General features: G+C 48.8%; 26 protein-coding genes and 2 tRNA genes. 9 read left to right on the forward strand and 19 right to left on the reverse strand.

From position 1 onward, the window contains the following. Positions 1-165: 165 nt before the first annotated feature. The 6 genes from AC5I6P_RS00050 to AC5I6P_RS00075 form a co-directional block, all read right to left on the reverse strand. Entirely contained in the window at positions 166-690 is a 525-nt protein-coding gene (locus AC5I6P_RS00050) for a PAM68 family protein (protein WP_495691711.1), read from the reverse strand. Between the two features lie 10 nt (positions 691-700). Beyond that, complete coding sequence (rpsO, locus tag AC5I6P_RS00055; protein ID WP_495691712.1) at positions 701-1,024, reverse strand: 30S ribosomal protein S15; 324 nt, start codon at positions 1,022-1,024, stop codon at positions 701-703. Between the two features lie 54 nt (positions 1,025-1,078). Further along, positions 1,079-1,783 (reverse strand): hypothetical protein, encoded by a 705-nt coding sequence (locus tag AC5I6P_RS00060; RefSeq protein WP_495691713.1) that lies wholly within the window; start codon positions 1,781-1,783, stop codon positions 1,079-1,081. A gap of 19 nt (positions 1,784-1,802) precedes the next feature. Further along, complete coding sequence (locus AC5I6P_RS00065; protein ID WP_495691714.1) at positions 1,803-3,464, reverse strand: alpha-amylase family glycosyl hydrolase; 1,662 nt, start codon at positions 3,462-3,464, stop codon at positions 1,803-1,805. A 203-nt stretch (positions 3,465-3,667) separates the two neighbouring features. Beyond that, entirely contained in the window at positions 3,668-4,606 is a 939-nt protein-coding gene (locus tag AC5I6P_RS00070; protein ID WP_495691715.1) for a 4'-phosphopantetheinyl transferase family protein, read from the reverse strand. After that, positions 4,607-5,287, reverse strand: coding sequence for a DUF2834 domain-containing protein (locus AC5I6P_RS00075; RefSeq protein WP_495691716.1), 681 nt, complete (start codon positions 5,285-5,287; stop codon positions 4,607-4,609). It abuts the gene before it with no gap. Positions 5,288-5,355: 68 nt separating this feature from the next. Here AC5I6P_RS00075 and cutA point away from each other — a divergent pair, with 68 nt between their 5' ends. Beyond that, the gene (gene cutA, locus AC5I6P_RS00080) at positions 5,356-5,685 is read left to right on the forward strand and encodes a divalent-cation tolerance protein CutA (RefSeq protein ID WP_495691717.1); all 330 of its coding nucleotides are present in this window, start codon (positions 5,356-5,358) and stop codon (positions 5,683-5,685) included. Then, positions 5,682-6,170, forward strand: a complete 489-nt coding sequence (locus AC5I6P_RS00085; protein WP_495691718.1) for a GNAT family N-acetyltransferase — start codon at positions 5,682-5,684, stop codon at positions 6,168-6,170. Before cutA ends, AC5I6P_RS00085 begins: the two co-directional genes overlap by 4 nt. A 26-nt stretch (positions 6,171-6,196) precedes the next feature. On the opposite strand, the gene AC5I6P_RS00090 is transcribed toward AC5I6P_RS00085, so the two are convergent. Beyond that, complete coding sequence (locus tag AC5I6P_RS00090; protein WP_495691719.1) at positions 6,197-7,693, reverse strand: TM0106 family RecB-like putative nuclease; 1,497 nt, start codon at positions 7,691-7,693, stop codon at positions 6,197-6,199. A 121-nt stretch (positions 7,694-7,814) separates the two neighbouring features. Here AC5I6P_RS00090 and AC5I6P_RS00095 point away from each other — a divergent pair, with 121 nt between their 5' ends. The 6 genes from AC5I6P_RS00095 (at position 7,815) to AC5I6P_RS00120 (ending at position 12,907) form a co-directional block, all read left to right on the forward strand. Further along, positions 7,815-9,002, forward strand: coding sequence for an aminotransferase class V-fold PLP-dependent enzyme (locus tag AC5I6P_RS00095; protein ID WP_495691720.1), 1,188 nt, complete (start codon positions 7,815-7,817; stop codon positions 9,000-9,002). A 105-nt stretch (positions 9,003-9,107) separates the two neighbouring features. Then, entirely contained in the window at positions 9,108-10,190 is a 1,083-nt protein-coding gene (locus AC5I6P_RS00100) for a glycosyl transferase (RefSeq protein WP_495691721.1), read from the forward strand. A gap of 388 nt (positions 10,191-10,578) precedes the next feature. Then, on the forward strand, positions 10,579-11,064 hold the full coding sequence (apcA, locus tag AC5I6P_RS00105; RefSeq protein ID WP_162424136.1) for an allophycocyanin subunit alpha: 486 nt from the start codon (positions 10,579-10,581) through the stop codon (positions 11,062-11,064). 68 nt (positions 11,065-11,132) lie between these two features. Next, on the forward strand, positions 11,133-11,618 hold the full coding sequence (apcB, locus tag AC5I6P_RS00110) for an allophycocyanin subunit beta (protein ID WP_495691722.1): 486 nt from the start codon (positions 11,133-11,135) through the stop codon (positions 11,616-11,618). A 371-nt stretch (positions 11,619-11,989) separates the two neighbouring features. Further along, positions 11,990-12,187: a rod-capping linker protein CpcD domain-containing protein gene (locus AC5I6P_RS00115; protein WP_495691723.1), complete on the forward strand. Its 198-nt coding sequence runs from the start codon at positions 11,990-11,992 to the stop codon at positions 12,185-12,187. Between the two features lie 309 nt (positions 12,188-12,496). Further along, on the forward strand, positions 12,497-12,907 hold the full coding sequence (locus AC5I6P_RS00120) for a YggT family protein (RefSeq protein ID WP_495691724.1): 411 nt from the start codon (positions 12,497-12,499) through the stop codon (positions 12,905-12,907). A gap of 178 nt (positions 12,908-13,085) precedes the next feature. Here the strand turns inward: AC5I6P_RS00120 and AC5I6P_RS00125 are convergent, their stop codons facing one another. The 5 genes from AC5I6P_RS00125 to murA all read right to left on the reverse strand — a co-directional run bounded on the left by AC5I6P_RS00125 (position 13,086) and on the right by murA (position 16,250). Then, positions 13,086-13,415, reverse strand: coding sequence for a Dethiobiotin synthetase (locus AC5I6P_RS00125; protein ID WP_495691725.1), 330 nt, complete (start codon positions 13,413-13,415; stop codon positions 13,086-13,088). Positions 13,416-13,476: 61 nt separating this feature from the next. Next, positions 13,477-13,671, reverse strand: coding sequence for a hypothetical protein (locus AC5I6P_RS00130; RefSeq protein ID WP_495691726.1), 195 nt, complete (start codon positions 13,669-13,671; stop codon positions 13,477-13,479). A gap of 23 nt (positions 13,672-13,694) precedes the next feature. Then, positions 13,695-13,776: transfer RNA gene (locus AC5I6P_RS00135), tRNA-Leu, on the reverse strand. Further along, positions 13,755-14,627 carry a M48 family metallopeptidase gene (locus tag AC5I6P_RS00140; RefSeq protein WP_495691727.1) on the reverse strand — a complete coding sequence of 291 codons (873 nt, stop codon included), beginning with the start codon at positions 14,625-14,627 and terminating at the stop codon, positions 13,755-13,757. The genes AC5I6P_RS00135 and AC5I6P_RS00140 overlap by 22 nt, the downstream gene beginning before the upstream one ends. A 207-nt stretch (positions 14,628-14,834) precedes the next feature. After that, positions 14,835-16,250: a UDP-N-acetylglucosamine 1-carboxyvinyltransferase gene (murA, locus tag AC5I6P_RS00145; protein WP_495691728.1), complete on the reverse strand. Its 1,416-nt coding sequence runs from the start codon at positions 16,248-16,250 to the stop codon at positions 14,835-14,837. Positions 16,251-16,439: 189 nt separating this feature from the next. Here murA and AC5I6P_RS00150 point away from each other — a divergent pair. Further along, positions 16,440-16,523 (forward strand) — tRNA-Leu (locus AC5I6P_RS00150). 183 nt (positions 16,524-16,706) lie between these two features. Here AC5I6P_RS00150 and AC5I6P_RS00155 read toward each other — a convergent pair. The 7 genes from AC5I6P_RS00155 to AC5I6P_RS00185 all read right to left on the reverse strand — a co-directional run bounded on the left by AC5I6P_RS00155 (position 16,707) and on the right by AC5I6P_RS00185 (position 24,663). Beyond that, a complete protein-coding gene (locus AC5I6P_RS00155; protein WP_495691729.1) occupies positions 16,707-17,384 on the reverse strand; it encodes a hypothetical protein in 678 nt (225 codons plus the stop codon). A gap of 96 nt (positions 17,385-17,480) precedes the next feature. Continuing rightward, entirely contained in the window at positions 17,481-18,434 is a 954-nt protein-coding gene (gene mdh, locus AC5I6P_RS00160) for a malate dehydrogenase (protein ID WP_495691730.1), read from the reverse strand. Between the two features lie 176 nt (positions 18,435-18,610). After that, entirely contained in the window at positions 18,611-18,829 is a 219-nt protein-coding gene (locus AC5I6P_RS00165; protein WP_495691731.1) for an NAD(P)H-quinone oxidoreductase subunit O, read from the reverse strand. Positions 18,830-18,883: 54 nt separating this feature from the next. Further along, positions 18,884-20,233, reverse strand: a complete 1,350-nt coding sequence (locus tag AC5I6P_RS00170) for a hypothetical protein (protein ID WP_495691732.1) — start codon at positions 20,231-20,233, stop codon at positions 18,884-18,886. Between the two features lie 229 nt (positions 20,234-20,462). Then, complete coding sequence (locus AC5I6P_RS00175; protein ID WP_495691733.1) at positions 20,463-20,936, reverse strand: RNA recognition motif domain-containing protein; 474 nt, start codon at positions 20,934-20,936, stop codon at positions 20,463-20,465. Positions 20,937-21,633: 697 nt separating this feature from the next. After that, positions 21,634-23,985: a zinc metalloprotease HtpX gene (locus AC5I6P_RS00180; RefSeq protein WP_495691734.1), complete on the reverse strand. Its 2,352-nt coding sequence runs from the start codon at positions 23,983-23,985 to the stop codon at positions 21,634-21,636. A gap of 117 nt (positions 23,986-24,102) precedes the next feature. Next, entirely contained in the window at positions 24,103-24,663 is a 561-nt protein-coding gene (locus AC5I6P_RS00185; protein ID WP_495691735.1) for a YIP1 family protein, read from the reverse strand. Positions 24,664-24,745 lie beyond the last annotated feature (82 nt).

Here is a 24,745-nt window from a genome sequence, read left to right on the forward strand (position 1 = left end):
ATAATGACTCAACTTGACCAGACCCTACTCCTAGCGTCACTGCGTAAGTCCTGTCAAAGCAATCTTGCACAGACAGTTGGGGCAGGATTTTGATGAGATAATCCTGCCCCAGTGCTACTTTCTTAAATTTAACTATCTACTCCCTAGCTCATAGGGCTGACCTATTCAATCTTGAGTCTTCCGCTTCCTTGCCGACTTCCAAGCGTCTGTTAACCGCCCGAAATTGGTTGAAAACTCTTGGATCCCTAGTAAGCTTCCGGGCTGCTCTTCGTCCCAAGAGGCGGAAAGGAGCCCGTAAGATAGACCGACGACTCCTAACCCAAAGAATCCAAGGCTAATCAGCAAAACGGCTGAATTTGGCAGCTTGAATAACCCCTTCGTTACGACAAAATAGCTCACAACAAAGGTGAGCATTCCAAGACTGGTTGGAACACCGCAAAAGAACGCCATGCGCCCTGCCATTCTACGGCTGACCACATCAGGAATTTGCATTTCTTCGCGTTGACGGGCGGAGCGTTCTACTTTCTTTGCCTTTGTTGGTGAAGCAGTTCCTGCGGGGTTGCGTGCTCTAATTGCAGGAGCTTTAGCGGACTTAGCATCCTTTTTGCGAGTTGGCTCGAAGGGCAAGAGAGCCTTTGGAGCCTGGCTTTGCCCTTCGCTGTTTCCAGATTCTTTGGGTTTAGAGGACATAAAAAATAGCCTAACCGCGAATACCGAGGCGACCGATGAGAGCGCGATACTTTGAAGGGTCTTCTTTCTGAACGTATGCTAATAGGCGCTTGCGGCGACCGATTAGCTTCAGCAATCCGGCGCGGGAGGAGTGATCTTTCTTATTGGTTCTGAGGTGCAGGCTGAGTTTGTTGATGCGCTCGGTTAGCATTGCAACCTGAACATCGGCAGAACCTGTGTCGGTCTCATGGACTTGGTAGTCGGAGATAATTTCTTGTTTGCGCTCTTGCAGCAGTGCCATTGGGATGAGTCGTCCTATCGTAGTAATGAATACGCCAGTTTCTAATGGTATCACAGGGGTTTGGGGAATGAGCAGGGAATTGAGAAGATGCAAGATGACGGAAAAGGCCTAGCGATCAGGGAGAGGGGGGCGGACGCAAAGATAAAAAAGAGGACCTACGATCGGCACTAAAGCGACCGCCCAAAATAGACGAGCATCGCTTAAGCCCCGACGTTCCATATCATCTCCAAGTAATGTGGGAAATAAGAATGCGAAGAGACAAAACGCTAAACTCATACCGTGGATGAATTTGTTGGTTTGCCATTCGTAAAGAAATGCGCTCCAATCGCCAAAGAGCAGTGCGAAGAGGAAGAGTGCGATCGCGCTGATGCTGAGTTGAACGCCTGTCGCTCGGGCATCACAGAAGCGCAACCAACTATCTTTTTGACCCGAAAAATTGGAGTTTGGTTCTCGCAAGGCCAAGTAGGGAATTAATCCGATAACGCCACTGCCGATAGAAAGCAGCATAAAAATCCAGGCTCGAATTCGCTGCATCCTGCCGTCTGCAAAGATCAGACAACTATAAATCAGCAGCCAAATGCCAATCATGCTGAACAGGGAGATGTGGACTGGGTTAATGAAGGGAATTTGCCCTGAGAGAAGCGTTTGCAGGGGTTGAAAGGTGTCTGATTGAATTGGAGGCGCGAACTGAATGATGTAGACAATAAAGCTGACCCACAAAATCCACAACCCGATTCGACGCAGCCATGGATTGCGTGGAATGTTGAGGGAGCGGGAGGATCGACTTTGAGTCGAAAAGGTTGATGGGGGCATAGGAGTGTTTTATAGAGTGTTACGTTTGCAATAGAATCAATGCCGTGTGATTGGGAAGCGTAATGACAACCTTTTTATCTTTTGCGGTGATTTGTTCATCACTGAGCCACTTCCGCCAAGTTCCGTCTGCTGGAAAATGAGGCAGTTCATAGTGATCAAACGATTGGTCGGAGAAGTTGGCAACGACGACGACCCGTTCTCCAGAATCATTCCAGCGCACGTAAGCCAGGATCGGGTGATCTGGGTGTTCGTGGAAGAACTCGATGTTTTCGGTGCGGAGAGAGGATTGCTGTTTGCGGAGAGCGATTAGATGTTTGTAGAACGTCAATAGATCTTGATTGAACTCGTGGTCGAGGAGTGACCAATCGAGCGGATTGGGTTCGGTTGTCTGCTCGGCTTTGTGGGTCGGTTGAGCGAATTCGTCGCCCATCCATAGCATGGGAATGCCAGGAGAGGTGAATTGTAGAATTGCACCAAGTTTGACGCGATCGCTCGCCGCCTGATCAAAAATTCCTTGATCGCCTAATTCAACGATCATGTGTTCGCGATCGTGGGAGGCAAGATAATTAATCACGCTAGTCGTATGCGCGTAGCCTTGTGGTTGAGCCGCGATCGCGTTTTTGAATTCGTCTCGATCAACAGATTCTCCGAGTAGCGCATCTTTTAAAAAGTATCGGAAACTCTCGTGCCAGCAGCCATCAAACATGCCGTTGGGTTTACAGATATCGGCAGTGTCAGGAATGTGTTCGGCAATTTGATAGAACGGTTTGTGACTGACAGTCGATTCTATTTGATGAAATAGCCATTGGAAGAAGTCGTAGTTGTTCAATTGCCGAACGGCGTCGTAGCGAATGCCATCGAGGTGATATTCATGAATCCAGAATTGAACAACATCTCGAACAAATTCCCAAGTCGGACGAATGTTGCGCGTTTCGTCGTAATTGTCGTAATTGAATTCAGGGCCCCAGTAGTTTGCATCGTCATCAGGATAGTGGCGATCGTGATAGTACCAGTAGTCGCGATCGATTTTTAGGAGCGGGCTGTGATCGTCAGTGTGATTGTAGATTCCGTCTAGGAAGACGCGGATGTTGCGGACGTGGCATTCGTCTACGAAGTGCTTCAGGTCTTCGGGTTTGCCATAGCTACTTTCTAAGGCAAAGAAGTAGCGAACGGAGTAGCCCCAGCGATAGTTTCCGGCGTATTCCGTGAGCGGCATGAGCGCGATCGCATTGGTCCCTAAGTCACTCAAATAGTCTAGTTTTTTAACCGCTTGCTTAAATTTGTTTGGCGTTTCTAAATCGACTCCTTCGCCGCAGAAATCGGTGATGTGCATTTCATAAATGATCAGTTCTTCATTGGAAGGAAGTGATGCATTGTCGTGTTGCCAAACATACGTGTCTGATATTCGGTTCCCTTCTTTGATGCGAACAACACCCGTTTCGGTTTGCAGATCCATTTCGGTCATGTAGGGATCATTCAATTCAACCCACTGATCTTTTAAATTTGGGCTGTTAGATTGCACTCGAAATTTATACTGATACTCGTTGTCTTCTAGGTCAATGTTGGTTCGGAAATATCCATCTTCTCCTTTCTGCATTGCAATCTCTTGCCAATCGGAGAATGAACCAACTAATGCAACCTTCTGATTACGAGGTGCAAATAATTTAAATTCGACTGCCATGTATCTAGAAACTTAATAATGTAGATACGTTTAGTATTCGATGGTGGTTTAAGGATCAGCATCACACCGATGAAGGATTGCTCCCATGAATCTGTCTATCGGATTCAATCGTCAGGGGGAGGCTAGAACGAAGTGGCAGCGGATTTGATAGCGGATGTAACGGATGGTTTTCTGGGTTGAATTGCGACGCCGAGCTAATATCTCTAACTGAAGAAGCTAAACTGTCGAAGATTCAAAGATTGTCCTGGTAACGTAGCAGTGGTTTTCTCTAAATTGCGCTTTGCGCTAATTGCGCCTACAAACTCTCCTAAGTCCAATTCCTGAAGATGCCAATCCTGAATCTGTTGGTCGGCTGGCAATCGTTTGAGTTGAGCCGCTTGGGCCATTGGCAAGGCGATTTCTAATTCGCCAAGCTTTCCAAGTCCATCGCCTGTTGCTTTTAGAAAAGATTCTTTGCACGTCCAATAGCGGAAGAACAAGCGGGCTTGAGCGTCAGGATCTGCACTGCAAATTGCGGCGTGCTCGCTCGGTAAGAAGAAGCGACGAGTGAGAGATTCTAGGTTGTCAACGGGTCGGATTTGTTCAACATCGATTCCGACAAGGCGATCGCGGCTAAATGCATACAGTGCGAAGTCCTGCGAGTGCGCCACATTAAATTGTAATGACTGACAATCGAGATGTGACGGCTGCGAATCGAATTGTGATGGCTGCGAATCGAATTGTGATGGCTGACAATCGAGTTGTGATGGCTGCGAATCGAATTGTGATGGCTGACAATCGAGTTGTGATGGCTGCGAATCGAATTGTGATGGCTGCGAATCGAATTGTGATGGCTGCGAATCGAATTGCGATCGCTGAACACTCAATAGCATCGGTTTGCCATGTAGTGCGTAGCCGAACGTCAACCCGTCCGGCGAACAACCGAGGTAACGGGACAGGAGCAATCGCAGAATTCCGCGTCCCGCAATGAAGCGATCACGATGCACCTCAAATTTGAACCGCCTTGCCCTTTTGTGTTCATCGGCTGACAGCGTTTGCGCGAATACCTTTACCTGAGCGGGCGGAACGTCTAATCGGGCTTGCCAAATGTGAACGTCATTCGGCTCTAGCGTCAGTTCATCCGGGGGTGCTTGCCAGTCCATTCACGCGGCAACCTTTGTCGTTTCAAGCGACTGAGCGCGAGATTGCTCGATCGTAGGAGGGCGCAGCGCTAAATAGGCGAGAGTGCCGAGCAACGGAACTAATGTCACCACCCAAAAGACTTTCGGATCTTTAATTCCCCGTCGTGCCATGTCATCTTTTAGCAACACTGGAAACAACAGAACCAAGGTACAGAAGTCCAGACTCATGACATTGATAAACCGGCTCGTCCGCCACTGCTCCGCAAAATCAGTCCAGTTGCCTTGACTAATGCCGTAGAAGAGCAGCCCGATCGCCGCGATCGCAACGAATGCTCCGGTAATGCGTGAATCTAAAATTCTCAAAAACCAGTTCTTTTCACCCTGAAATGTCGGATTCGGTTGGCGAAAAATTAGATAAGGAAGCAGTGCAAAGGCTCCGACGCCAAACGAGACGCTAGTGAACAGCCAAGCCGGAATCTTTTGTCCTCGTCCGTCCAGAAACGTTAGACAACTGTAAGCCAGGGGCAGCACACCCATGATGTTGAACAACGCCACAATCAATGGATTGATGCCCTCAATCTTCCCGGTAGACATATCTTTGATCAAATCAAACGTATCAGGCTGATTCGGTGGTGCCAGAAAGAACGCATAGCCCACAAATCCAATCCACACTAAAGTCAGGACAATTTTTCTAGTCATCATAACGATCGCATTCGTCGCGCTCAGCTTTGTACACTACAGAAGAACGTTAGGTTTTATTGTAATTGCCCATGTCAGACCAAACCGGACACTATGGAGTAATTTTGGTAACGGCTCCGTCTCAACAAGAAGCAGAGATGATTGCTGAAACCCTAATTGGAGCAAAACTCGCCGCATGTGCAACGATTCTTCCTGTTCAGTCGGTTTACACGTGGCAAGGAGAAGTCCACCACGACCAAGAGTGGCAGCTACTGATTAAATCGGAACTGAGTCGCTTCAAGGAACTAGAAACCAAGATTAGGCAAATTCATCCCTACGAAGTGCCAGAAATTATTGCAGTGCCCATTGTGGCTGGCTCGCAGCCCTACCTAACGTGGATTTCTCAGCAGGTCAGCCCATGAGAACCATTCGAGATGCCACCGAAGCCGATTTACCTGCGATCGTCTCGATTTACAACAGCACTATTCTTAGTCGCATTGTCACTGCCGATGTCGAGCCGGTCACTGTTGAAAGTCGCCTCGCTTGGCTACGCAATCGGTCACGCCAGCGTCCTTTGTGGGTGATGCAAATTGATGAGCAGATTGCGGGTTGGCTCAGCGTTGGCTCGTTTTATGGCAGACCCGCCTATGCAGAAACAGTGGAATTGAGCGTTTATGTTGCCGATCCCTATCGGCGTCAAGGCATTGGCAAAGCCTTATTGGAGCATGCGATCGCACTCAGTCCAACTCTACAGATCACAACACTGCTCGGCTTCATCTTTGCTGAGAATGTCCCGAGTGTAACTCTGTTCAAGCAGTTTGGCTTTCAGCAATGGGGTTATCTGCCTACCGTCGCTCGGTTTGGTGCAGAAGAACGAAACTTAGTAATTCTCGGCAAGAAACTTTAGCCGCTATTAACTCGGCAATCAGCAACTCACGCTGCGCCTTCTTCCGCCATTCTTTGAAGCGTCGAAGCTCCCATCGCACTTTCTAGAAAGGCCGTCAGCCATTCTTTAACGACATACGTGGCGCGACAGTCATCCTCGTTGTAAATCAAAATCGAATCTAAATACTTGCGATCGCGCGTTTCCAACCACTGGGCATACCAATAGATGGACTGCGCTCCATTGGCCGTCGAATCGCGCCAATCAAACCCAATCCAGCGAGCAATATGCTTAAGCGCATAGCTCTCGACTGGAAGCGTCACCGTTTGAGTCACGCGATCGTGCAAATCCACAAATCGGCTCAGCAACGGTCGAATCAATTCATCCGGTGTCTCATACAGTTTGCCAAGCCGCTCAACCGTCTGCGTCTCGTAGGGGCAAAAATGAAAAATGGGCGCATCAGGATACGCCCACACTAAATCTAAAAATTGTTGCCACACTATCGGTTCTTGGTCTGGAGCTTCGGCAAGCAGGGGATGAAACGTTTGAGTTTGTTTTATTCGGTCAACCACTAATATGCCGTGAAGGTAAGCGAGATTCAGTCCTGGCTCAGCTTCAATGTCAAAGTAAAGTTCTATCGGAGCCGTTGGAATCGATTGAGCGTAGAAGTGACCGGAACCGTAGGCTAAACCCTCGTCCAGCAGCGCTGAATTGTAGAGCGTTGATCGGGCTTGCCTTACAAGGTTATAAGCCGTTTCGCGCCCGAATCCTGCCAAGGGTTCTAACAGCGTAGGTGATGTGTGAGCCAAGGCTTCAACGGTGGTCAGATTGAGAGCTTGGAGTTGCGCGTAGCGGCTTTGAGTCACCCCAGGCAGCAATGAGAGATGATGATTGGACTTCGCGATCGCATAACAATGGCTATACCAATGACATAAACTACAGCGGCTGCGAGAGATGAATACTTCTGGCTCTTGCGCTTGCCTCAGAGCGACAAGACAACCATTCACAATCTCCTGCATTCGGGGAACCGCTTCCCACAGATCGACCTCAAACAGTCCTCGTCCTCGCAGTTGCAGCCATGCCGTTTCACACCACTCTTGCTGAACTGCAGCCAACACCATCACATGATACGCCGCAATAATTTGATATTCCTGCTTCGGTCGTTTGCTCAGCTTCACATCCGTTGGCACATACAGCCAATCGCCAAACACTGAATAGCCTGGCTGCTTGATCAGCAAGTCAGGAATGCTAACAAGTGTAATTCCTTCATCCTCTGTCGTAAGAACGCCTTGCGAAATGCACTCCACCCCTTCTTGCATCAACTTCAGCGTTTCTTGCGCTCCAGCTATCCAATCTCCGCTGGCATACTTCGGTCGCCGATAGGCTTGGCTCTCTAGCACTTGGCGTCGATGCGCGGTACTGTCTTGAATTAACTTTGCCAGATAATCGTTTGGAGGATCTTTGTGCTGAGCATCTCCAAAGGTATCGAGGAACGCTCGACGGCTGCATCGTTGATAGTTCAGTAGGAGGTCAGCAGTTAGAAACATGCCTATAAACTAACAGAAATTAGCTAAAACAGACGAAGACTTGAAGCGAGATGCGTGAAGACGATTAATCTCAATCGCTAACAATTAGTATTGATTTGTTTAGTTTAAAGCACAACCTCGAATGACAAGTGTTTCTTCAGCAACACCTGAGATAGAACTCCTGCGATCGCGCTTTCCCTATTTAGGGGAAAAGGCGTATTTTAACTACGGCGGTCAAGGCCCAATGCCAAGAAGCGCGATCACGGCCATCATCGACGCTCAAGATTATATTCAAAAGGCAGGGCCGTTTTCAGGGGCTGTGAACGGCTGGTTGAGCCAAGAGGCGAGTCAAACGAGAAGCGCGATCGCGCAAGAACTCGGCACCACTCCAGACACCATTACGTTGACAGAAGATGTATCTGTCGGGTGCAATATTGCGCTGTGGGGCATGGACTGGCAACCCGGCGATCAGATTTTGATGACCGATTGCGAGCATCAAGGCATCATTGCCGCTGTCCGCGAACTCCAGCGCCGATTTGAGCTAGACGTTTCAATTTGTCCGCTGTTAAACACGTTGAATTCAGGCGATCCGGTCTCAACCATTCAACAGCATTTAACGCCCAAAACTCGGTTAGTCGTTCTCAGCCACATCCTATGGAATACTGGGCAAGTTCTACCCTTGGCTGAAATCGTAAAGGTGTGTCATGAATTCTCTGCTGATCAGCAGATTCGGGTGTTAGTCGATGCGGCTCAATCGGTCGGCGTTTTGCCGTTAAATTTAACCCACTTAGAAGCAGATTTTTATGCGTTTACTGGACATAAGTGGTGGTGCGGCCCGGCGGGAGTGGGTGGGTTGTATGTGCGTCCCGAAGCACAATTGAATCCGACATTCATCGGTTGGCGCAGCGTGATTACCAATGCAGCAGGCGATCCAGTATCGTATCAATCTGACGGGCGTCGCTACGAAATTGCCACCTCTGCAGTTCCCCTGTATGCCGGACTGCGTAGCGCGATCGCGCTACATTCCCAATTCGCCCCCGCCGAAGAACGGTATCGATTGCTCTGCGATCGCAGCGCTTATCTTTGGCAACGGCTAACCGATCTTCCCAACGTCACCTGTCTCAAAACTTCTCCTCCTGAAGCAGGCTTAATCTCCTTCCAAATCGACAGTGGAAAGCACCAATCTTTAGTGCAATTTTTAGAAGAAAAAGATTGCTTTGTTCGCACAATTCTCAATCCAAACTGCATTCGCGCCTGCGTTCACTATTTCACGACCGAATCTGAAATAGATGCTCTAATTGACCTAATCTCGTACCAGCTCAATCAATAACTGCGACAAATCATCGATCAACGCAACCCCGTACAGACGTTTCGCCGAAACGTCTCTTCACAATTTCGCACCCTCATTTCAGCCGCCTCATTCTAATCTTTTTCCATGCCCCAACCCATTCTCTATCTCGCCATCACAAACCACGGTTTCGGTCATGCAACTCGTGCCGCCGCGATCGCGGCTGAAATCCAACGGCTTGCCCCAGACATGGTTCTAATTCTGGCAACCACTGCCCCTCGCTCGGTTCTCGAAGCTTACCTTCCCGGCGACTTCATTCATCGTCCTCGCGGGTTTGATGTTGGCGTGGTGCAAAGCGATAGTCTCACGATGGACAAACCCGCCACGCTGACCAGGTTAAAACAAATTCGAGACCAACAGCGATCGCTGATTGCGTCCGAAGTGACGTTTCTTAAACAAAACCGCGTTGGTCTTGTCCTAGGCGACATTCCGCCCTTAGCGGCTCCGATGGCAAAAGCCGCAGGCGTCCCAGGATGGATGATGGGCAACTTTGGCTGGGACTTCATCTACCGCGATTGGGGCGGCGAATTTGTTGAAATGTCGGATTGGATTGGCGAATGTTTTAGTCAGTGCGATCGCTTGTTCAGAATGCCCTTCCACGAAGCGATGAGCGCTTTTCCCTCTGTTGAAGATGTTGGTTTAACGGGGGTTAATCCGCGCGTGGATGCAGCTGAACTAAAATCCAAATTTGGGTTAGAAGAAACGCCGAAAGAAAACATCGTGCTGATGACGTTTGGCGGGTTAGGACTCGATCGCATTCCCTATGAGAATGTTCAGCACTTTCCTGACTGGACGTTTATCTGTTTCGATCTGTCGGCTCCAGACTTTTCAAATTTAATCAAAATTGACGATCGCTTTTATCGTCCGATCGATTTCATGCCCTTGTCGGGTCGTCTCATCTCCAAGCCTGGCTACAGCACCTTCTCGGAAGCCTGCCGCTTTGATGTGCCGATCATCAGCCTCACTCGTGAAGGATTTGCCGAAGCTCCAATTTTGCTTGAAGGCATTCAAAATTATGCTGCTCACCAAATCATTACGCCCGATGACTTCTTCAAAGGAAACTGGGATTTTCTAACTCAACCGATGAACCCGCCTCGTCAATCAGCGCCGCTTGCTAAAGATGGAAATTCTACGATCGCTCAAGTAGTCGTAGATTATTTTGAAATCTAGAGCGGACTTTAAACCGGCTAGCTTTGAATGCTTCGTAAGCTCAACTAGCCCAAAACCATAGCGAATTCAACCGTGTAACAACCTCTCCACAAAGAAAGATCCCCCTCTACCTCAATGCTGAGGAAAATCATTAAAAAATGTTGCGGAACGACGAGGAAGGTGAACAAAATGCCGCAGAATGATTGCGGAAGGTAGTTAAGTTGAAACGCTTGCATAGCCAAGATCACCAGGAAGGGGTGTCAGGCAATATGTTAAGTATTTCCGGACCAAAACCTGTTGACTGGATTCTCAGGAAATAGGGGTGGCTCTCAGTAAATAGACTTAACCAGCCATTTGGGGAACTCCCGTTTAAACACAGTCGGTTACATTCTTTCGGAGGAATCCATCAATGAGTATTGTCACGAAGTCAATCGTGAACGCTGACGCTGAGGCTCGCTATCTCAGCCCCGGTGAATTGGATCGGATCAAAGGCTTTGTCACCACGGGTGAAAGACGCCTACGCATCGCTCAGACCTTGACCGACTCTCGCGAGCGCATCGTTAAGCAAGCTGGCGACCAACTGTTCCAAAAGCGCCCCGATGTGGTTTCCCCCGGCGGTAACGCTTATGGCGAAGAAATGACCGCAACCTGCTTGCGTGACCTCGACTACTATCTGCGTTTGGTCACCTACGGAGTCGTTTCCGGCGATGTAACCCCGATCGAAGAAATCGGTATCGTGGGCGTCAAGGAAATGTACAACTCCTTGGGAACCCCGATTCCTGCTGTTGCAGAAGGCGTTCGCGCAATGAAGAACGTTGCCGCTTCTCTCTTGTCTGGTGAAGACGCGTCTGAAGCTGGTGCTTACTTTGACTATGTAATCGGTGCAATGCAGTAATTGGCCTATGCCACTGCTGTTAACCGGATTCTTTTGATCACTATTACGCGACTTACGGGAATTTAGACATGCAAGACGCAATTACTTCTGTAATCAACACTTCTGACGTTCAGGGTAAGTACCTGGATTCTTCCGCTCTCGAAAAGCTTAAGGGCTACTTTGCAACGGGCGAACTGCGCGTTCGTGCAGCTACCAGCATTAGCGCTAACGCTGCCGCGATCGTCAAGGAAGCAGTTGCGAAGTCCTTGTTGTACTCGGACATTACTCGTCCCGGCGGCAACATGTACACCACCCGTCGCTATGCAGCTTGCATCCGCGACCTCGACTACTACCTCCGCTACTCCACCTATGCAATGTTGGCGGGCGATCCTTCCATTCTCGATGAGCGCGTTCTCAACGGCTTGAAGGAAACCTACAACTCCTTGGGTGTACCCATTGCAGCTACTGTTCAGTCGATCCAAGCGATGAAAGAAGTGACTTCTGGCTTGGTTGGTGCTGATGCCGGTAAGGAAATGGGCGTTTACTTCGACTATATCTGCTCTGGCTTGAGCTAATGAAGGCTACTTGCAGTTAGCAATTAGCGTTCTCTAAGGGTTTGGAAGTCCGGAGTGAATATTAAATCGTCAAAGGCTGATTGACCTAATTTGTAGGATTTTTAGTTTTAGCGATTTAAAGTTGACTCTTGACTTCCAACCTTTTAAACAAGAATTTGGTTTAACCAAACAAACAATTGTGTAATTGTTTTGAGATTTGTTAAGTCACTCTCAGCAGTGTGATCTCGACAATTATTTTTCAGAATTTTCTAATTTTCATCTATTGGGCAGTTGAGTGGTGTTCATCCCTCAACCTTCCCTTCAAAGTGTTGCCGTAAAGCACCCCTCATCCCCGTTTTAGCCTACTTCAGGAGAGAAGAAGATCCATGAGAATGTTCAAGGTTACTGCGTGCGTTCCTAGCCAGACCCGCATCCGCACCCAGCGGGAATTGCAGAATACGTTTTTTACCAAATTGGTTCCTTACGAAAACTGGTTTAGGGAGCAGCAGCGAATTCAGAAAATGGGCGGCAAGATCGTCAAGGTTGAATTAGCAACGGGTAGACCTGGAGCAAATACAGGTCTTGCATAGCTTGTGAAGATAGGCTAGTCAAGCCATTTAATTTTGCTAACTCTGAGCATTGGCAGGAGGTCGTAATTGACCTCCTTTTTTGTGTTTAGAATTTTTTGCATTGAAGTACTACAAAGTATTCTTCAATGCAACTTCCCTTTAGCGAGCGCTCTACCGAAAGATAGAGCAGCACGTCTTTGCCTCCTCCTATGGGTCAATTGGCAAAGAGATCCTTTTTCGGATATCCGTATAGCATGTAATAAAAAGTCTCATCCCTCCATCAACTACAGAGATGATTCCTATCTAAAATTATAAAGTGGAGAACGATTTATGAGCCGCGACCCCTATGACCCAGATAACCTTGCTCGTCAGCGAGGGCTTCAGCGTGAAGAAGAGGCGTTTCGGCTCCGGCAGGAAGAGCGTCGGTTAGAATTGGCTCGACGCAACTCTTCCTTAATTTGGCTCATCAACGGCGTTTGTTTACTAGTCGGATTGCTAGAGATTCTGCTTGGACTGCGCTTTTTGCTGCGCGTGACTGGAGCAAATAGCGGAAACTCCTTTGCACAGGTGATCTACGATCTTTCTGCTCCGTTTGTTGCGCCATTCTCGACTTTGTTTGTTAGCCCAACATCCGGCGATGCCGCTAATATTTTTGATGTCAACGTCTTGATTGCAATGGTGGTGTATGCCATCTTGGGTTGGATTGTGGTGGCGCTAATTCGATTTGTGCAAGGTCGATGATGAGAGGTGTAGCGATAATCTAGCTAAAACAGTTTGCACTTCTCTATCTATTAATGCAGCTCTAAATGCAGGCTAATGGCTTCATTTAGAAGACTCCTCTGATCGCGATCGCGTAGAGTTGCGATCAGAGCGGTTCTTTATTTCACTTCAACTGGGAATGTTATCTTGGCTCGTGGCATCAAACTCCAGAGAAAATCGTTTTAACAGCGATCGCAATTCGTTCGAGGTCTTCATTCAACAATGGCGGACAGTCTAAACTTCTGCGCAGTCCAGCATCAAATAAGCGTCTACCTTCACTAGAGAGGAGAAACAAGGCATTCGCAAGGTTGCGATCAATGTGGGTTTGTCCCTTCAATCCTTCAGACACCACCTTTAACGCCAGCAGTATCGAAGTGACTTGACCAGGAACGGGGGACTTGTCCTGACGCAACCGAGCCAGAAACGTATCAGCGTTTAGATTATCGTCGCTTTGATCGATCAGTAAGCGGCACGCGGTTTCATAATCCACGATCAAACAATCTTGGGAATGTTAACTGAATCACTGTAACGTGAATCTGACAATACTTTTCTCATGCCGCCAAAAAATTAGGGGAAAGAGTTAAATTCTCTTTCCCCTGTTGATTCGGTGTGGAGCCGTTTTGAAGTTTTCGGCGGAGTGCCTGAGTGCGTTTCTTCAGCTGGCGTTGCCTGGCAGAACCGCCGCGACCTTTATCGTTTCGCCCTTCGTGGCGGGGAGATTCCCATCGCTTTAGCTGTCGAGCCATATATAACTCTCCTCTAGTTGAAATGGGCGGAGGGAGAATCGAACTCCCATACCTTTCGGTGCCACATTTTGAGTGTGGTGCGTCTACCAGTTTCGCCATCCGCCCTTGGATTGCGCTTTACTATCATAACCCATAGAGCGCGTTTGAAGCAAGCTTTGATAGTTTTGCGATCGCGCCCAATCATCAATTTCTCTTGCCCGCAGCACCGGAACCGGATGGCTCAGTTGCGCGGTTTGCAGTTGCTTCAGCATGTCTCCGATTTCAGTTTTGCTGACCTCGTCGTAGGCGCGAGCTTGATTAATAAAAGCGTCTAGGTTGAGTTGGCCCACAAGCGAGGGCGAGCCTCCTGTGAGTTTCATCAGCACCGACATCATGATTCTTGGATCTTGGGTGGCGAGCAGCGCGGCGCGATCGCAGGTGAATTCTGCACATCTTACCCACGTCATGATCTGAGTTTGCAATCCTTGAGTGATCAGCGTTCCGCCCGGCAACTGACCTGCCGCCAAGACGAGAATGTTTGCCAGAGTCAGATAAACGCCGTGATCACATTTCAAATGTCCTAGTTCATGCGCAACTACCGCTTGAATTTCTTCAGGAGTCAGCAGCTCGATCAAGGAGGTGTGCATCACAATGAAGGGTTGCTTACCCCGCATTGCAAACGTATAGGCATTGGGAACCGGATGCTGACGAACGTACAGTTGAGGCGGTTCTAAGTCCAGCACCCGACAGGCTTCGATCAACAGCTTGTGCAGCCAAGGAAGCTGTTGTTCTCCCACTAAAATGCTTGAAGCAATATTTTCTAGATAAAAAAACTGTTCCGCTACAGGTCCTAACAGATTTCGGATAATCAGATCTAATCCAGGCAACTGTTTGAGCGAGTTTGTTGCCTCTAAATCTAAGGGGTGACGAAACTGATCCGCCTTTAAACCAATCAAAAGAGACTTTGGGAAAGACATACTCAACCGTAGACAACCTTACCGCTCAGTATAGCGAGAAGGAAACCAGAAAGGGAGAGTTACGGCTTGCACGAGCAAGCAAACGCAACACTCCCAGCTTGGGTCTACCAGTCTGGGCCTAGTAGTCTGTCAGTTTTGAAGCGAGGGATGAAGGATGATGAAAAAATCAGGATCTACTTGATCCCTCATGCCTAGTCTGACGAAGGACTAGGTTGCGGATTGAATCGGAGCAGAAGATACGATCGTTGGTGCTGCTAAACTCTCAAGGACTGGAGCGGAAGTATCCTGAACCCGTTGTAGTTTGGCTCCTAAGCCGCGCAGCTTGTCTTCAAGATGTTCATAGCCGCGATCGAGGTGGTGTAACCCTTGAATTGTCGTCATGCCTTCTGCGGCTAAGCCTGCCACAACAAGTGCTGCCGAAGCCCGCAAATCAGTTGCTAAGACAGGCGCACCAGAAAGTTTTGCAACCCCTCGAACGATCGCAATGTTGCCCTTCATCTTGATATCAGCTCCCATCCGGTTCAGTTCTGCCACATGCTGAAGACGATTCTCAAACAGTGTCTCTGATACCATTGAATTTCCCTCTGCCAAGGTCAGCAAGGACATAAACGGGGCTTGCATATCGGTGGGAAACCCAGGGAAGGGAAGCGTTTCAATATCGGTTCCAGTATGGGAAGCAGAGGGGATAACTCGCAGTTGATTTGGAGCGTCTGACACGACGCTGATGCCAATTTCCTTCAGTTTGGCAATCACGGCCATTAGATGATCGGGAACAACGGGTGAGAGCATAATTTCCGATCGTGTGATCGCTCCAGCAATCAGAAATGTGCCTGCTTCGATGCGATCAGGAACCACCATATAATCAGCTTCGTGGAGCGTTGGAACGCCGTCGATCACAATCCGATTTGTGCCATCGCCGCGAATGCGTGCGCCCATGGCTCGACAGAAGTTTGCTAAATCAACGACTTCTGGCTCCTGTGCTGCATTCTCGATGATGGTTTCACCCTCAGCAAGCGTCGCCGCCATCATGATATTTTCGGTTGCCCCAACGCTGGGGAAGTCGAGATAGATACGTGCGCCCGTCAGCCGCTTGCGTCCGCCGCGAACATAGGCATTCACCATGCCATGCTCAATTTGAACTTCCGCGCCCAGGGCTTGCAGACCCTTAACGTGAAGATCGACAGGGCGATCGCCAATCGAGCAGCCGCCGGGTAATGGTACTCGTGCCACTCCTAGACGCGCCAACAATGGACCTGTTACAAAGAAACTTGCTCGCAACTGACTCACTAACTCGTAAGGAGCCTTGGAGCTAGTTAAATCAGCCGCATTGAGGACGAGGGCATTATCTTGGCGAGTGACTTTCACACCCAACGCCACCAAAATTTCACAAATGCGCGAAACGTCTACAAGAGAAGGAACATTTCGCAATCGGCAGGTCCCGGAGCAAAGCAAAGACCCTGCTAGTAGCACGAGTGCTGAGTTCTTCGCGCCACTAATGGTAACTTGCCCTTTGAGAGGCGTTTTACCCCAAATTTGAAGCACAGGACTATCTTCTTCAGATGAAGAATGAGAATGAGATAAGCTAATCGCCGAAGTAATGGGTCCGTCCTCCTGGGTCAACATTCTTACAACAACTTTAAATTTGGTTTTGATTCTACCGGAAACTTGGCAGATGTCCAGACTATCAGTTGGCAGCAATCAAATACCCTTTCTAAGGTGAGAGGTGCTTGCTTTAGAACTTGAGGGGAGTAACCCTTGACAAACTGGCTGACATAAAGCATAGTAGGAGATTCTGATGCGTAAAGCGTTCAAGCGGGACTGGCGGAATTGGTAGACGCGCTAGATTCAGGTTCTAGTGTTCGCAAGGACTTCCGGGTTCAAGTCCCGGGTTCCGCATTCAAGAGTAAATCTCTGAATGACTAGTTGAAAATAGAGCGGCTTCCTTAAGAACTGTTAGGGTTCTACTTATGGGGGGTCGCCTTTTTGTATAGAAAGTTTAATCATTGGTAGATAGTGAAAAGTTTGAGTAGATAACTTAAGCTGCGTGTTTCTTCTAGCAAATAGCAGACTGATATGAGCTTACAAGCGCCCCGAAATCGGTTGACAAGTGTCACTTTGGGCTGCTTCAGAGTTTGGAAAGTCAATTTCATCTCGCTGCAAAATCTGATTGTCAGCCCCTAAAACGCGCACATCGCAGACTTGGGTTGCGCCCGACGACACGAGTAGAAATAGACCATCAGTAGTACTATCTCTTAGAATCTTGCCATTGTTAAACGTCACCTCGATCGCAGAGACCTTTGGCGAAAGCACTTGTCCAAAAAAGACGGCGTACTGGTTTGCGGCACGACGTTCTGACGATTGATTCCCATTCTCCGAGGTTTTGCCAACGCCGTAGTCAATCAACTCTGAAGTCGATCGAGACTCATCACTCCAATGATTGCCGCTTCCGATCGCTTGCCATTCTGCCCCCGCCCGTTTCACCACGCGGTAACTGAGAACTGATTTGTCAGTTCTCGGCTCACTGGCAAATCCTTTTTCCTGAGTTGGACAGGCTCCACGGTAAAGCGCAACGATTCCTTTTTCCCACTTTCGGACGCTGAGGACTTGAAAGTTTTTTGCGGCAACACTGGGCTGGTCAGGACAGGCAAACGGGCGACGCAGCATTTCTTCTGGAGTGGCGGCAACTAGCGAGTAGGTGTAGCTTACCGTTGTAATGCCCAATAAACCAATCAGACAACCGATCCACTGTCTTCTCATGGTTGGGTGTACTATTGAAAATAGCTTGATCAGCTTTAGTGTGCCTTGTTGCGCCTGATCGCAACTCCTTCTTAGGAGAAGACCTGAGAAAAGTTTTTAGGTGTTTCCTAACAATTCCAGTGCCCGATCGACGTTCTGCCGTACGGATTGAGCCGAGCGATGCAGTGCCTCTCGTTCTGACTCTGTAAGCGGCATCTCCAGAATGTTTTCAATGCCTTGACAACCAATTCGACACGGAACGCCGATGAAGACATCGTTTAGACCGTATTCTCCTTGCAGGTAAGCCGCGACGGGCAGCAGACGGGATTGATTGTGAAGAATGGCTTCTACCATCAGGGCCGCAGAGGATGCAGGTGCAAAAAAGGCGCTTCCGGTCTGCATCAACTCAACGATTTCTGCCCCACCATTCCGGGTGCGATCGATTAAACGATCGAGCGTCGCTTGATCCATTAGTTCTGTGATAGGAATGCCGCCAACGGTGGAATAGCGAGGTAAAGGAACCATCAGATCGCCGTGTCCACCCAAAACCGTCGCGTGGACATCAGCGGCAGACACATTCAGCTCCATTGCGATAAAGGTTTGAAATCGAGCAGAATCGAGAACGCCTGCCATGCCCATGACTTGATGAGCGGGAAGACCGCTGGTTTTCCAAGCGAGATAGGTCATCACGTCTAGGGGATTCGTGACGATCACAAACACAGCGTCGGGAGAGTGCGCGATCGCACCTCTCACCGTGTCTCGCACAATCTTGGCATTGGTGAGCAGCAAGTCATCGCGACTGAGACCGGGCTTACGCGGCAATCCAGCGGTAATTACCACTACGCTTGAATTGGCAGTGTCTGTGTAATCTATCGTTCCACTGATTTTTCGATTGTGTCGTTCGATGCCTCGCGCTTCGATCAAATCTAACGCTAGTCCTTGAGGACGCCCGCTCACCACATCGAGCAAAACTACATCCGCTAAATCTTTTTCGGCAATGCGCTGAGCGAGCGAACTGCCAACATTGCCTGCACCAATCACGGTTACTTGGACCTGTGTACAAGATGCCATAAGTTGTACTGCGTAGTTCGTAGTTTGGGAGCGTGAAGGCTTCACAAACTACGAATTTGGGTATCTAACGCAAGTTTAACGTCCTGATATAGAGGGTGAGCATTTTCGCTGGAGTGATTTAACGATTGTTCAGAAAGAGGCGATCGTAGGGAGAATGCGATCGCTGCAAGTGCTCCTTATTTTTTAAACGGTTCAAGCTGATCGAATTTGAGCCAAACATTGGGTGTCGGAACGATGCCGAACTTGACAAAGGCATAGTCGCCTTTGGTTTCGATTACTTCGCCTTGAGTCTCAAAAATGTAGGACGGAAAGCGGGGGTCGCTCGCTTGCGCTTCTAAACTGTTTTCTAGCTTTTCCCGCACCACTCGAACCATATCGCCTTTCTTAACTGCCATGGCTACCTCACGCATTGCATTTCGTTACATAGCATTTTAGGCGGTTGTCGTCCGCTAATTCAGCCGTTTTTTGGCAGATTCTATGAGTGTTTGTGCATCGGTGTAGGGTGTTGTACCTTGTTTTACCTTTTCAAGCTCTTGGATGATCGTCTGCAATCGGCTAGAAACTTGAGCGCGATTCATCGTGAACGGATTTTCTGCGTTTGTCATCAATTGCTGCGTTAACTGCTGAGCTTTACCATAAGCGCGAGTAGATTCTTCCTCCGCTTGAAGTTGAATTTTGACGTACGCCCGCGCTTTTTTGTAAGTCACCAATAGTTTTTGAGCCTCAGGATAATCGGCATCACGTTCAGAAATTTTAATTAGGGGCGCGATCGCCTCTTCCCATAAGTCTTCAATGGCTCGAAGTTGACCCACATCATGAGGCGGCTTTTGGTCTGGATGCTGAGCAGCCGTTGCAAATTGCTTTGCCGCTCCAATGAGATTTGTCGAAAGCGTATGTGCAACTTCTGCTCCGGTTGTTTGCTCAAAGTCGCGCTTCGCAACGACCAGCTTTTCTTGAGCCATTCGACCTGCTAACGTTTGGGATGGAATTTGCTCCAGGCTATCGATCGCCCCTTGCCATTCAGAAATCGTTTTACGTCGCTCTGCTCCTTTCGCCTGCTGCAAGGCTTGCTTAGCGTCTGCTAATGCCTGTTCTGCCTTGACTAACTCGGTGCGAGCATTGTGTTCTTGAAACAGCGTTGCCTCCATGCGTGCTACGTCTTGGCGAGCTGCTCGAAACTCATCTTGGGTGAACCGCCAGTAACAGTTAGACCACTGACAGTATGCCGTTGGATACTGCCCCAAAAACCAGACTGGCAAGGCATCTAAATGTTGTTGAGCGTCCTTTACTTTGGTGCTGCCCAACTCCAAATCCTCAAACGCGGTGGATTGATTGACCAACTGATCGGCTTGCTCTACCAGTGTGATCGCCCGACGATAGTGATGGTCCATACTGACATAGCTCGGTGTCAGCAGAAAAGGAGCCGCTTGAGCCACCGGAAACCGAATGGCTGGAATCGGCAGATTGGCGATCAAGACTCCACCGATCGTCGTGCCTAACGCCATCAGCGCTAATCGGACTTTGAACGGAATGCCAAGCTTTATTCCTGTCCAACGGGACGAAGGCGGGCGATTCGCGATCGCGGCAGCTCGAATAGCTTTCTCTTTAAAGTCAGGGAGTAGATCAACGATCGCATCTCGAAGGTCGGCATGACCAAGGGGAGTGCCCTCTTGAAGCGTCAACTTCTCTAAGCGTCGAAGCACAATTTCTCGCTGAACTTGCCATGCTAAATCCCGACTCATGTGAGTCTGAATCTCGATTTGAAGAATGTTAAATGCTTCCTGACTGAGCCGATTCATCGCCTGCGTTGATATAGACTAGCAGGCTTCAGAATGCCCCTCTTAGCAGGCTCTGCACTTCAGCAGTTTCCGCAAATATTTTAACCGATGCAATAAACACCCACTAACCTCGGAATGAAAAATTCACCCTCAAGGTTAGTAGGTGTTTCAAAATAAGCGCTTAAAGTAGTCGCTTGAAACCTGGCAATGAAGTCAACAACTCTTAGCCATTAGGGTAAGACATTGCTCGTTAAGAATTGCTGGTTTGGGCGGCTAAAAGCTGCTTTAGCTTCTCAAGATCTTGTGCCCAACGAGGATCGGGCTGTACGGAGTCTGACTCAGGCGCACCGCTACGGCGGGACTTATTGTTATTGGCATTTGCATTAGCCGTGTTGTTGCTTTTGCGCTTACCGCCAGATGCTGTACTGCTGGCAGGCGCTGCTCCTTCAGCAGGAGCGCCTTCAGCTTCACCTTTGGCACGAGGCAACGCCTTTTCAATCTTGATCGCGTTCTCCTTGATCGTGGTGCCATTGTATTTCTCAATGACTTCATCGGCTTGCTCATCACTTTTAACAGTGACAAACCCGAATCCGCGACATTTACCAGTTTTGCGATCTGTGATGATTTTTGCTGTTACGCCTTCACCCGCATCTGCAAATACCGTTTCTAATTCTTGTTTAGTGAGATCTTCGGGCAAATTGCCCACATATAACCGAACTGACATACGCAACACCTCCAGACCTTGATCCTAATACACTGCGCCGACCCAATGAGCCGCGTTGGATAATAACACTTCCTTGCTATTGGCTGAGGATAGACTAGGTAGACCTCGTTATCACGAACTTCCTCCTCTCGCCAACCGCAACAGCACACATAGTCGATTTGAATAAAGCCGCTTAGTCACTATCTCACGTCGCTTCATCTAGAAACCGGAAATAGGTAAATGTAAAGCGGGACTATCTGAGTGTTTGGTCACTACTGGAGGATTGCGGTTCTGCATTCCCATACAGATCGCGTCCCCAGGATATTCATGCCACTTCTAAAGGTATCACGCGGACTTACTGCAAAACAGATTTGAAAACGGATTTCCGCCCAAGAGCATAGAATACCATTCGGATTTAGAGTTCCTACTCAAAATAAATCTCTCAATGGGCTACAAAACAACTAGGTTACAAAGAAGTTGTATTAAAGCGATCACTTACCGTTATCTGTCAATAAAAACCAGCCGCAGAAAAAGCGACTGGTAAATTTGCTGTGTTGGGAGGAGATTCTGATACCGAAGTCTTGAGATCAAGACTGTATCCGCGAACTCAATCGCTAAGGACACTACTGAACTGAGCCATGCCCGGAGTATCAGACTTCTGTAAAGAAATGTTATATTTTTAGCTGCACAATCGCAACTATTGTTCATGAAGATGCCCCTATAGGATGAGAAGAACGCCGATTAAGGTTGCGATCGCCGCGAGAAGGGCAGACCAACTTTGATGACCGCTCCGACAACTCTGTCCCCTTTCAGATCTGCCCTTTTTTTCAGATCTAATCGTGGCTACATCAACCCAAGGTGTTGCGCCTCGGCGAAACCAACCTGTAACTACAACCGATCGCTGAATCAGATCTTGAGGACGAGTCGGTTGTGGCAGCAAATTTCCAATTGCACCCAGTTGAGACAGATAATGCAGTGAAATCAACCCGTCTGAGGTTTGCAAGAGTAAATCTTGTGCTAACGCATTTCCAACTCCGGTTCGTCCCAGTAAGGTTCCGGTTAGCCGAATCGGATGACTATCGACCGGAGCCGCGTCAGGTTGGATGATCAGTGGCAAAAGGGCGGTTTGTTCTGATGCCTGAGCAGATCCTTCGACAGAGTGGAGGTCTGGAAAAAATGAGTTGAAGCGCAGAATTGTGCCAATACCAAAGCCCATGAGCGTAAAACTGAAAAACAGCCTGTAGTCGGTGGCTAACCAGTTGAGCTGTTGATGCCCTAAGCGATACGCAAGATGAGCAGTTAGCCAGAGCAAAAGCGCGATCGCACCTCCAATTCCAACTCCCCAAAGCGGCGCACCTTGCAGCCAAATTTTGCTTCTTATTAGCTCAGGAGAGGGTTCTAGCTCTACTTCCGGTTCTAGCTGCCAGTAGTTGGCGTAATGCATTAACTGCTGGCAGCGCTCACCCATGAGTGAATGCGAATTATTAAGAGCTAACCAGTGTCGATCGGGATTGATTTGATCCCAGAGCAGCCGCGGTTTCAATGCGGTTTGATCCGTCACACTGCCGATGTGTAGCGCATTGCGGTAGCCGATGGGCGACAATAATTCAAATCCTTCAAGTAGATAATCTGTTTGCCTGTGCTGTTGAATGGTTTGAGTGGTTGCGATCGCAATTTTCAAGACGGCTCGCGCTAGCCCGTTTGGGTTGCCAGTGAGATTACAGGCGGCGCGATCGCTATATCGAATTCGCGCTTTAGCAAGCCATAGCCCTGACCAACGTAACAGACGAAAAATGCCGTAGCTGGTTGTGGACGCGATCGCAATGACCGTCGCTCCACCCTTTAATAGCAGAGCAATCCACTGATTCTCTTTCTGCCCAAGGCGGGCACGCTGCTGCATCCAATCGCTAAGCCTTGCTGCTTGCCAGTACAGCACGTAGGGAAGCTGGATCACAACCGCAACAAGCGACATGAGAGCAAAACTCCAGTTGGCAATATGGGCAAGCTCACCCGCGTAGACTGCCGCGATCTCATCGTCTTCTAACTGGTCTAGCAAGCCTTGGCTGACCACAATTCGTGCCATTTTGGGATGAGAACCATAGGTAAACGCTAAAGGTGCTTCCGTTGGCAAGAGTCCTAAGGTGGGTAGCGAAATATGGTGCTGTTGAGAAAAGCGAGGAAGCAATCGATGAGTTTCAGCGCTGTATTTGGCGAGAGAGGCCGTCGAGAGCGATCGCATTCCGTACAAATACTTGAGAAGAGCATCCAGAATCCACGGCGACGCGATGAAAAGTCCCACTAATGCCAGAACAATGAACCAAAATGGCGTCGAGATTGGAGGAATAAAGGCTGACCACTTGAGATGCTTCGTTGCAAAGCGCAGCCACAGGACTTGAACGGCGCTAGTTGAAGCAAATAAACCGCAGATGAGCAAGAGTAAGGCTGCGATCGTACCCATTTCTGCCCATTGCAGCCGAGCAGGGCTTAGTTTAGTTAACGGTTGCCAGCGTTGGGAGCGCCCAGCGTTGCGCCAAAGATGAGTGTTGTGGGGCGTGGAATGTGATGAAGGACTAGAAGAGGGAAGCGTTTTGAGGGTTAGGGGTATCTTGCTTGAAGAAAGAGTGCTTGAAGAAAGAGTCTCAGTTTGAGCCGCAGTCATCTTGGGGCTGCGTTGGGAAGATTGGCGTTGGGGAGAATGGTTAGAGGACAGTTCAAAAGTGCGTCGGGGGGCTTTGGGCACAGCCTCTAGGAGAGTGAATCCTGTTTCGATCGGCTTAGCTTGGCTGCTCAACTCGGTTAGCATCCGAGTTGCCCAATCTTGCACCTTGCGATTTTGGCTGTTGTGGAGAGGTTGACAGAGCGCGATCGCATCCCCGATCCGATCCTGGCGCGAATATGCCACGATCAATCCCATCTGAGCTTTGATGCTATTGGGAGTATCTTTTTCAACAGTAGAGGTTAAGTACTGCTCTAGGGCTGCGATCGCGCCCTGATAGTCCTCTTGTTTAACTGCCGTAAGTCCTGTCTCCAAAACAGAGGCATCAGACGCCGGATCTGGAAACGCTTGCATAAGGTACTTTTAGACACAGCGCTTTCAGGATACCCGCGAAACTCTGCGTAGGTTGTATATTTTTTGAACAGGAGCTTTCAAATGACCCGATCGCTATTTAGTCGATCGGGGAGCAAGTTAGGATTGAACGAGTTTCTGCTCCAATACCTGCACAAAGCCAATTGCTGTTTGCAGCGGCAACCATCCAACCACACTAATAAGCGCTGCTCGGCGAGTTCCAATGTCGAGTCCCTGTCTCACGGCCACAATCACTGCTAACAAACTCCAGATTGACAGAATTAACTCAATCGGTCGTCCTAATAATGGAACTAAGGTAAGAAAGTTTAAGACTTGCGGGGCATACGCGAATCCAATCGGGCTCAGTAGCTCTCGATAGGTAGGATCAATGGGCTTGAGCCATTGCCCAACTTTCCACACGGCGAATGTCCAAAAAAAATAGCCACAAACAACGCTTAACCCATCGAGCAATAGTGCTAACAGCAGCACAGGAAGTGTAGCGCGATTGATTAATAAAATTGCTGTACTACCTAATAGATGTGAGAATGCTGCCATCAACACAATCGTCAACGCAATTCGACGGTTTCTAGGTGTGTTCCGAGCATTCTCGTAGAAATTGCCATTGAGCGCTAGTGCATAGCGCAATGTCGTCCATAAACTGGGTTTTGACAATTGACTCATGGAACTTGCTGCCTTCTGAACGATGGAACTGAGTCTGCAAGCCTGATTGTATGATGGTACGCAGTGTCTTTGTGTTTCTTTT

The organism is Myxacorys sp. (genome assembly GCF_059501405.1).